Source organism: Paracraurococcus ruber, from assembly GCF_004353985.1.
GTDB classification, from domain to species: domain Bacteria; phylum Pseudomonadota; class Alphaproteobacteria; order Acetobacterales; family Acetobacteraceae; genus Paracraurococcus; species Paracraurococcus ruber.
Map to the genome: position 1 here is coordinate 1 of NZ_SMOA01000235.1, position 8,636 is coordinate 8,636.

The 8,636-nt window shown below is 73.8% G+C and carries 9 protein-coding genes; 3 read left to right on the top strand and 6 right to left on the bottom strand.

Annotated features, from left to right (window positions below; translation table 11 throughout):
• Positions 1-109: 109 nt before the first annotated feature.
• The 6 genes from E2C05_RS25325 to E2C05_RS25350 all read right to left on the bottom strand — a co-directional run bounded on the left by E2C05_RS25325 (position 110) and on the right by E2C05_RS25350 (position 5,820).
• On the bottom strand, positions 110-1,093 hold the full coding sequence (locus E2C05_RS25325; protein WP_133222425.1) for a Bug family tripartite tricarboxylate transporter substrate binding protein: 984 nt from the start codon (positions 1,091-1,093) through the stop codon (positions 110-112).
• Between the two features lie 278 nt (positions 1,094-1,371).
• A complete protein-coding gene (locus E2C05_RS25330) occupies positions 1,372-2,064 on the bottom strand; it encodes a cyclase family protein (protein WP_133222426.1) in 693 nt (230 codons plus the stop codon).
• An 80-nt stretch (positions 2,065-2,144) separates the two neighbouring features.
• A complete protein-coding gene (locus E2C05_RS25335) occupies positions 2,145-2,510 on the bottom strand; it encodes a nuclear transport factor 2 family protein (protein ID WP_133222427.1) in 366 nt (121 codons plus the stop codon).
• A gap of 62 nt (positions 2,511-2,572) precedes the next feature.
• Complete coding sequence (locus E2C05_RS25340) at positions 2,573-4,078, bottom strand: amidohydrolase family protein (protein ID WP_133222428.1); 1,506 nt, start codon at positions 4,076-4,078, stop codon at positions 2,573-2,575.
• Positions 4,079-4,222: 144 nt separating this feature from the next.
• Positions 4,223-5,002 (bottom strand): calcium-binding protein, encoded by a 780-nt coding sequence (locus E2C05_RS25345; RefSeq protein WP_133222429.1) that lies wholly within the window; start codon positions 5,000-5,002, stop codon positions 4,223-4,225.
• A gap of 98 nt (positions 5,003-5,100) precedes the next feature.
• Complete coding sequence (locus E2C05_RS25350) at positions 5,101-5,820, bottom strand: DUF1028 domain-containing protein (protein WP_133222430.1); 720 nt, start codon at positions 5,818-5,820, stop codon at positions 5,101-5,103.
• Positions 5,821-5,943: 123 nt separating this feature from the next.
• Between E2C05_RS25350 and E2C05_RS25355 the strand changes: the two genes are divergently transcribed.
• The 3 genes from E2C05_RS25355 to E2C05_RS25365 all read left to right on the top strand — a co-directional run bounded on the left by E2C05_RS25355 (position 5,944) and on the right by E2C05_RS25365 (position 8,478).
• Positions 5,944-6,231, top strand: coding sequence for a type II toxin-antitoxin system Phd/YefM family antitoxin (locus E2C05_RS25355; protein WP_133222431.1), 288 nt, complete (start codon positions 5,944-5,946; stop codon positions 6,229-6,231).
• Positions 6,232-6,718: 487 nt separating this feature from the next.
• Positions 6,719-7,696: a Bug family tripartite tricarboxylate transporter substrate binding protein gene (locus tag E2C05_RS25360; protein WP_158292364.1), complete on the top strand. Its 978-nt coding sequence runs from the start codon at positions 6,719-6,721 to the stop codon at positions 7,694-7,696.
• A 5-nt stretch (positions 7,697-7,701) separates the two neighbouring features.
• On the top strand, positions 7,702-8,478 hold the full coding sequence (locus E2C05_RS25365) for an NUDIX hydrolase (protein WP_133222433.1): 777 nt from the start codon (positions 7,702-7,704) through the stop codon (positions 8,476-8,478).
• Positions 8,479-8,636: the final 158 nt, after the last annotated feature.

Consider the following 8,636-nt stretch of genomic DNA (forward strand, 5'->3'; position numbering starts at 1 on the left):
CGCCTGGACGCCGCGACGCGCCGGGCGACCTGGCCCCGGCGGCCCACGGGGCGGCCCACGGGGCGGCCCACGGGGCGGCACCGAGCGGCCGGGGCGATCGGCTCGGCCCTCAGTCCGGCTTCACCCCGGCGGCCTGGATCACGCCCCGCCAGCGCTCCAGCTCCGCGCCGATGAAGGCGGTGTAGTCGGCGGCACCCAGGCGGCCCGGGACCACGCCGATGCCGGCGAAGCGCTCGCGCAGCTTCGGGTCGGCCAGCGCCTCGGCGATGGTGGTGCCCCAGCGCGCGGCGATCTCCGGCGGGATGCCGGCGGCGGCGGAGAAGCCGAACCAGTTGGTGCTGCGCGCGGCGGGGAAGCCGGCCTCGGCGAAGCTCGGCGTGTCCGGCAGGGCGGCGTCGCGCCCGGCTTCCGAGGTGCCGAGGGCCCGCAGCCGCCCGGCGCGGAGATGCGGCAGGGCGATGGGCAGGCTTTCCATCACCGCCGGGATCTGCCCGCCGATGGCATCCGCCAGCGCGGGGGCGGAGCCGCGATAGGGCACATGCGTCAGCTCGACGCCGGCGGCGCGCGCCAGCAATTGCCCGACCAGGTGGTTCATGGTGCCGTTGCCGCCGCTGCCATAGGCCAGGCCGCCCGGCCGGCCGCGGGCGAGGGCCAGGAATTCCGCCAGGTCCCGGGCGGGCACGCCCGGGTTCACCACCAGCACGCTGGCGAAGGTGCCGACCAGGGCGACATGGGTGAAGTCCGTCAGCGGGTCGTAGGGAACGCTCGGGTACAGCACCGGGCCGATGCCGTGCGAGGCGGCATTCGACATGATGACGATATGGGCATCGCCGCGCGCCTTGGCGACCAGGTCGCTGCCCACCAGGCCGCCGGCGCCCGGCCGGTTCTCGATGACGATGGGCTGGCCGAGGCGGGTGCCGATGCTCTCGGCCAGCGCGCGGGAGAGCGTGTCGGCGGCGCCGCCGGGCGGGAAGTTCACGATCCAGCGGATCGGCCGCTCCGGCCAGGCGAGCTGCCCGCTCCCCTGGGCGCGGCCGAGGGCGGGGAGGATGAGCGGGGCGGCAAGCAGGGCGCGGCGGGGCAGGGCGGGCATGGCGTGCTGGGGCAGCAACATGCGTGCCATCGGCATCCGTGCCGGCACGGCGCCGACCTGACGCATGCGCTTCGGCGACGGGCCTGCGGAAGACACGCCTGCGGAAGACACGCCTGCGGACAGCAGGCAGGCCACCCGCGCGCGTGCCGATGGCCGATGTGCCAGTACCGCGCGAACCCATGGGCCCTGGGCAAGCCGCAGGCGCGCCATCACCGCGCGCGCTGCGTCCCAGCCGGGCATTCCCGCCAACATCATGCCTGGCGCCATCGCCGCCGGGACTAGGAAAACATCGCCACCGCCCGGATCGGGCTGGCCGTGCCGCCGCGGATGCGCAGCGGGAAGCCGATGAAGGTGAAGCGGCCGCGGCCGACGAGCTTGTCGAGGTTCGCCAGGCATTCCATGTGGGTGATGCCGCGCTCGGCGCAGGCCATGTGGGCCTGGAAGTTGGGCTCGCCCTCCGGTGCCGGGCTGATCGCCTCCACCCCGAACATGCCGATGCCGCGGTCGGCCAGCCAGTGCACGCTGTCCAGCGCCAGGCCGGGGAAGTCGTGCAGGTAGCCGGGCTTGCCGAGCAGGCGCTGCTCCACCCCCATCCAGAGCAGCACCGTGTCCTTCTTCCGGATCTCCTGGCCGGAGCGTTGCAGCGCCGCTTCCATCTCCGGCACCGTGACGGCGTGCTTCAGCGGCACATGCGACAGGTCGAGGCAGATGGCGGAGGTGTAGAAATCCGCCAGCGGCACCTGGTCGATCGAGGCGGCCCCTGGCCGCGGGTCGAAATGCACCGGCGCGTCCACATGCGTGCCGGCATGGTCGCTGAGCGAGAGGAACATCGCCTTGCTGCTGAAGGTGGTGTTCCCGGCGTGCTTCTTCTCGGCGTGGTCGTTCCAGACCGTCATCACCACCGGCGGATGGCTGGGATGCGCCTGGGTGCGGTGGAAGATCTCGCGCGAGAGATCGATGAATTCCGGCATGGCGGCACGCTCCTCGGTCGGTGCCGCCGGATGTTCGCCGCGCAAGCGGGGCCCGTCCAGCCGCGCTCGACGCGCCGCGCTCAGCCCATGCGGTAGAAGAACCGCTCCTCCACCACCTTGCCGTCGCGCACCGTGTAGAGCCCGACCTCCTCCATCTGCATGCGCTGGCCGCTGGCCTTGGGCGTGACGTCGAGGTGGAAGCGGAGCGCGAACTGGTCGCCGTTGACATAGGGGCCATGCGTCTCGGCGCCGTGGATCTCGTGGTTGGCATACCACCAGGCACCCTTGCCCTTCACCGCGGCCAGGCCCTTGGCGACGGCCATCTCGCCCTCCATGGGCTCGATGCTCACGATGTCCTCCGACCAGAAGCGCTCGCCCGCTTCCTCGAAGGTCCCGGCCTTGCAGAGGGCGGCGAATTCCTGGGCGATCTCCAGCGTGCTGCTCATCCTCGGGTCCCTCCGCGCCCATCATGGCGCGGAGGGAACATATCAAGAACTAAGCCCTGCCTTCAAGCCGGATCGCAGAGGTAGCGCCGCACCGGATAGGGCCGCCTGGCGAAAGCCGGGCAGAAGCTGCGCACCACCGGCTCCAGCAGCGCGAAGAGCCCGCGCTTCTCGGCATTCAGCGCCTCCAGCCGGGCCCGCGCCGCCTCCGCCTCCCGCGCCAGCTTCGCCAGGTCCACCGTCAGCAGCTTGCGGTCGCGGACGATCACCCGGCCGCCGACCATGACATGGCGCAGCGCATTGCCGTCCTCCGTATGGATGATCTGGTTCACCGCGTGGTTCAGCGGCATCCAGTTCGGATGCTGCAGGTCGAGGAAGACGATGTCGGCCTTCATCCCCGGCGCGATGGCGCCGATATCGGCGAAGCCCAGCGCCCTGGCCGAGCCGAGCGTGCCGGCCCGCCAGGCCTCCGGCGCCGTCACCCATTCCGCCGGGTCCGGCCCCTGCACCGCGGCCAGCTGGAAGGCCGCCCGCATCGCCTCATACATGTTGGAGGTGTCGGAGGAGGAGACGCCATCCGTCCCGATGCCGACGGTGACGCCGAGGTCGAGCGCCCGGCGCAGCCGGAACATCCCGTTGCCCAGCCGCATGTTGCTGCCCGGGTTGTGCGCGATGGCCGCGCCCCTGTCGGCCATCAGCCGCAGGTCGTCATCGGTCAGCCAGATGCCATGCGCCGCCGAGAAGCCCGGGCCCACCAGCCCCAGAGCATCCAGGTGCTGCACCAGCGTCTTGCCGTAGCGGTCGAGGCCGGCCAGCGCCTGCAGCTTGCTCTCCGCCACATGGCTCTGCAGCGGCGCGCCATGCTCGGCCGCCAGGCGCTGGCAGCCGCAGAGGAAATCATCCGCGCAATGCAGCGGGATGGTCGGCGCCAGCGCGGCGCGGATGTCCTGCCCGGCCCAGCGCCAGTGCGACAGGATCTCGCCCATGGCGGCCAGCGTCGCCTCGCCCGGCGCCGGCCGCAGCGCATCCACCTGGGCGCGCAGCGCGTCGGGCAGGGCGTCGCGCAGGCCGGGCACCGCATCCCACACCGTGCGGTCGGCGACCATGGGCGCGATCACCGCGCGCAGCCCGACCTCGGCATAGGCTTCGGCGGCGGCGTCCATCCCCTCCCGCGTCGGCACCGGTGCCTCGGCGTACAGATCGTAGGCGGCGGTCACGCCCTTCAGCGCCATCTCCGCGGCGCAGAGCTGCGCCGAGAGCTTCTTGTCCTGCAGGCTGCGCCCGCCGCCCATCCACGGACCCGCCGCCAGCAGCAATTCCAGGGTCCAGGCATCGGCCAGGCCGCGCGCCAGGCCGCCATGGCCATGGGTATGGGCATTCACCAGGCCGGGATGCAGCAGCAGGCCGCTGGCATCCTCCACCCGCGCCGCCTCCGGCGCGTCCAGCGCCGGGCCGACCGTGCGGATCACCCCATCCTCGACCAGGATGTCGGCCGGCTCGGCGCGGCGCTGCGCCGCATCGGCCACCAGCCCGCCCCGGATGACCACCCAGCCCCGCTCGACCTGCGCCATCGCCCGCTCCCCGTCCTGCGGGGGCGATGATACGCAATCCTCATGCCGGGCGTCAGCGAGGGAGGCGCCGCCTCCCTTGCCGGGTCGGCGGCCGTGCCGCCGACCCGGCAAGGGCCGGAAGGCCCTTGGATCCCTCGGGCCTGCTCAGGCGAAGATCACATCCGCCGCGGCCAGGTGGTGCTCGCCCAGCAGCGTGACCGATGCATCCACGCCCAGGCTGCCGCCGCCGGGCAGGTGGATCTGCACCTGCGTGTTCGTCCCGTCGAAGGCGGTGCGCACCTGCAGGTGCGAGGCATCGCTGAACTCCGCATCGCCCAGCACCTCCGCCACCACGCCCGGCAGGCGGCGCGCGAAGGCCGAAAGATCCAGCCGGTCGAGCCCGTCCTGGAAATCCGTCACCACATCGCCCTGGGTGTCGTAGACCGGCATCCGCGCCCGCGCATCCAGCGCGCCGAAGGCGAAGACATCCGCGCCGCCACCGCCGGTCAGCGTATCGGCGCCGACGCCGCCCTCCAGCAGGTCGTCGCCATCGCCGCCCATCAGCACGTCGTAGCCGCCGCCGCCGCGCAGCGTGTCGTTGCCGGCATCGCCGGCCAGGCGGTCGCCGCCCTCGTCGTCGCGCGCATAGGCCTGGGCATAGGCGCTGCCGGCCTCGAACACGCCCCAGCCGAGGATCAGGTCGTCGCCGGCGCCGCCATGCACGCTGTCGGCGCCGTAGCCGGAATAGACCGTGTCATTGCCGTCGCCGGCGGCGATGACATTGCCCGCCGGGGCCGGAAGCGGGCCGGCGGGCGGGATGCCGGGGTGCCACCCCGCCCGGCCGTCGCCGCGGATCAGGTCGTCGCCCGCGCCGGCCAGGATCAGGTCGTAGCCGGTCTCGCCGTCAAGGGTGTCGCTGCCGTTGGTGCCGCGGAGGAGGGGCATGGGTTGCTCCTAAATGGTATGCAGTACTCTGCCTGCACAACCTGGAGTATCCGCCACCGCTCCGCACGCCACGTCCGCGCGAGCATCTTGCGGGACTCTTAACGCCGGAAGCGCAGGGTCACGCCGCGCGCGATCCATCCGGCCTCGATCGCATCGATGTCGCAGGCGCCGGAGGGATCGGCCTTCCGCGGCGCATCCTGCAGGAAGGGCGCCCGCATCTCCCGCCAGATGCCCAGCATGCGGCGCAGTTCCGGCAATGGGTCGCGGTGGTCGTCCACCCGCAGGTTCAGGTCGGGGAAATCCTCGGTCGTGGTCAGCAGCATGGCGGCGGATTGCCGGCCGCGCTTGTCGCCGCCGGCCGCCTCGCCGGCCTCCATGGCGGCCATCAGGCGCTCCGGCAGCGGCAGATGGGCCTGCGCCGCGAAGGCGGCGGCGGTGGCTTCCACCACCTGTGGCCCGGCCAGCATGTTGCCGGCGACGGAGAAGCCCTGGCGCGGCGAATCGCCCGCCCAGTCCACGCAATTCGCGCCGGTCCAGGCGGCGCTGCGGCCGTGCCGGTCCACGGCATGCACCTGGCGGATGCCGCGCCCCTTGTCGCCGGCCAGCGCGCCCTCGATCGCCTCCGCCGGGTGCAGGCCGCGCGCCAGCCCGTCCAGGATGGCCGGCGCCAGGTAGCGGTTGGTGAAGGACTGGGTGGAGACGGCGCCGACGCCGGACCGGACGAAGGGGCAGCTGGCGCCCACCGCGAAATTGCAGGTGGCGACCGCCACGGCGAAGGCGCCGGTCGCGGGGTCATGGGCGGTGATGGACCAGGTCATGCGCGGAGTTCCTGCGGATGGCGCGGCAGCATGCGGGCAAAGACGTGGGCGCGGAATGCCGGAAAGCCTGGACGCATGGGCCCTCGATGGCGTCCACATGATGTGCTCGCAAGGAATGCCGACATGGACCCCCAGGCTCCGCCCGCCCCGCCCGAGGACGTGCCGCCGCGCCGGGTGGCGGTGCGGGAATTCCGCGGCAACCTCGCCTCCTGCCTGCAGGAGGTGCAGGAGGGGGGCAGCCTGCTCATCACCTCCCGCGGTCAGGTGGTGGCCGAGCTCCGGCCGCCACCATCCGGGGGCGCGCCGCGCCCGCGCCCGGACGGGCCGAAGGGCCGCATCGCCGTCGCGCCCGATTTCGACGCGCCGCCGCCCGACCGCCGCGCACCGAAGGAGGGCGAGGAGGAGGCGTAACGCGCCTCCTCGACGCCCAGGCCCTGCTCTCGCGGCGCGCCGACGACCCGTGCCCTGGCGCCCGGGCGCGCATCGGGGACGAGGCGAACGCGGCCCGGGCCAGCGTCGTCCCGCCTCGGGAGATCGGGTGGGGCAGCGTGTGGGGACGCTCGCGGCCGGGATCCGGGAGGCGGCGCAGGAAATCCCCGCCAATGGCCTCCGCGTGCTGGAGACCGGCCTGCCGCGCCCGGTCGCGCCGGCTGTCCTGCCCACCCGTCATCGCGATCCCTCCGACCGCCTGCCGACCGCGCGGGCGATGGCCGAGGGGGCGGGTTGCGGCATGCCGGCCATGCTGGGCGGGCACTGCCCGGACCGGCTGGTCGCCTGCGGCTGGTCCCCGCCCGACGGCCTGGGGGCGCGGCCCCGGCCGGGGCGGTCCGGTGCCCGTTGCGCCGGGGCGCCGGCGGCGGCAGGGTGCCGGCCCATGGCAGGGGGAGGGGCGCGGATGATGCCGATCGGTCGCAGGCAGGCGGCGATGCTGGCGATGGCGGCGCTGGCCGCGCCACGGCTCGGCCGCGCCCAGGGCAGCTGGCCGGAGCGGCCGGTGCGCCTCATCCTTCCCTTCGGCGCCGGTGGCGCCGCCGACACCCTGGCGCGCTCCGTCGCCAATGCCTTCGCGCCACATGCCAACGGCCAGTCGCTGGTGGTGGAGAATCGCGGCGGCGCCGGCGGCACCATCGCCGGCGCCGCCACCGCCCAGGCGCGGCCGGACGGCTACACCCTGATGCTGGCCGATCTCGGCGCCAACGGCATCGGCAAGGAATTGCAGCCCTCCGTCCCCTACGACCCCGCCACCGCCTTCACGCCGGTCTGCCACCTGGTGAACCTGCCGCTCGCCTTCGTCGTCCCGGCCTCGCTCCCGGTGGACGACATCGCGGGCTTCGTCGCCCTCGCCCGCCGCCGCGGCGACATGGTCTATGCGCATCCGGGCATCGGCTATGCCGGGCACCTGGCGCAGGAGTTCATGAACCGCGAGCTCGGCCTGAAGATGACGCCGGTGCCCTATCGCAGCGGCGCGGAGGTGGCGCGCAGCATCCTCGCCGCCGAGACCGAGAGCACCTTCATGACGGTCTCCACCTCGCTGCCCTTCATCCGGGAGGGGAAGGCGAAGGCGCTGGCGGTGTCCTCGAAGGCGCCGGTGCCGCAACTGCCGAACGTGCCGCCGATGGCGACGGTGCTGCCGGGGTTCGAGGCGCTGGTCTGGCACGGCATCGTCGGCCCGGCCGGGCTGCCGCCCGAGATCACCGCGGCGGCGAACCGCGCCTTCAACGCCGTCCTCGCCGACCCCGCGGTGCGGGAGGCGGCGGTGACCCGGCAGGCGGCCGAGATCGTCGGCGGCACGCCGGACCAGTTCGGCCGCTTCATCCAGGCCGAGATCGCGCGCTGGACGCCGCTGATCCGCAGCCTCGGCCTGCGGGCGGAGTGACGCCGGTGAGCGACGCCAAGACCCCGGTCCCCGCCCGCCCTGCCGCGACCGTCCTCCTCGTCCGCGACGGCGACCATGGCCTCGAGGTCTTCATGGTGGTCCGCCACCGGGAGATCGAGTTCGCCGGCGGCGCCCTGGTCTTCCCCGGCGGCCGGGTGGAGGAGGACGACAAGACCCTCGCCGGCCCGGACCCGCTGGACGCCTTCCGCATCGCCGGCATCCGCGAGACCTTCGAGGAATGCGGCGTGCTGCTCGCGCGCCCGAAGGGCGGCGGCCCGGTGGTCGATGCCACCCGCCTGCTGGGGATCGAGGCGCTGCACCGGACCCGCGTGGCGAAGGGCGAGCAGCCGCTCTCGGCCATGCTGGCGGAGGAGGGGCTGGAGCCGGCCGCCGATGCCATGGTCCATTTCGCCCACTGGATCACGCCGGCCAGCCGCAGCAAGCGCTTCGACACCCAGTTCTTCCTGGCCGCCGCGCCGCCCGACCAGGTGGCGGTGCATGACGGGCACGAGAGCGAGGACAGCGTCTGGATCCGCCCGCTGCAGGCGATCGAGGAGGCGAATGCCGGCCAGCGCCGCCTGGTCTTCGCCACCCGCAAGGTGCTGGAGAAGCTGGGCCGCGCCGCCACGGTGGCGCAGGCGCTGGCGACCGCCCGCACCGCCCGGGTGGTGACGGTGATGCCGGAGATGCTGCGGACGGAGCAGGGCTGGCGCCTGCATATCCCGGCCGAGGCAGATTATGGCGGCTCGGTCTTCGAGATGCTGGACGCGCCGGCGATCTGATCGCCTGCCGCCTGCCGCCTGCCGCCTGCCGCCTGCCGCCTGCCGCATCCGGCGCTCCAGGGCCCGGGGCGGTGCCCCGGCATCGCGCCGGGCGGCGCCATGGCGGCCGGCGGGGGCGGCGCGATCCGCCGGGTCCCGCGCGACCGGCGGCGGATACC

Coding starts and splice junctions, on each gene's coding strand:
- E2C05_RS25325 (WP_133222425.1), bottom strand. CDS start 1,093: ATGCCCGCCCTGCCCCGCCGCGCCCTGCTTGCCGCCCCGCTCATCCTC.
- E2C05_RS25330 (WP_133222426.1), bottom strand. CDS start 2,064: ATGCCGGAATTCATCGATCTCTCGCGCGAGATCTTCCACCGCACCCAG.
- E2C05_RS25335 (WP_133222427.1), bottom strand. CDS start 2,510: ATGAGCAGCACGCTGGAGATCGCCCAGGAATTCGCCGCCCTCTGCAAG.
- E2C05_RS25340 (WP_133222428.1), bottom strand. CDS start 4,078: ATGGCGCAGGTCGAGCGGGGCTGGGTGGTCATCCGGGGCGGGCTGGTG.
- E2C05_RS25345 (WP_133222429.1), bottom strand. CDS start 5,002: ATGCCCCTCCTCCGCGGCACCAACGGCAGCGACACCCTTGACGGCGAG.
- E2C05_RS25350 (WP_133222430.1), bottom strand. CDS start 5,820: ATGACCTGGTCCATCACCGCCCATGACCCCGCGACCGGCGCCTTCGCC.
- E2C05_RS25355 (WP_133222431.1), top strand. CDS start 5,944: ATGGACCCCCAGGCTCCGCCCGCCCCGCCCGAGGACGTGCCGCCGCGC.
- E2C05_RS25360 (WP_158292364.1), top strand. CDS start 6,719: ATGCCGATCGGTCGCAGGCAGGCGGCGATGCTGGCGATGGCGGCGCTG.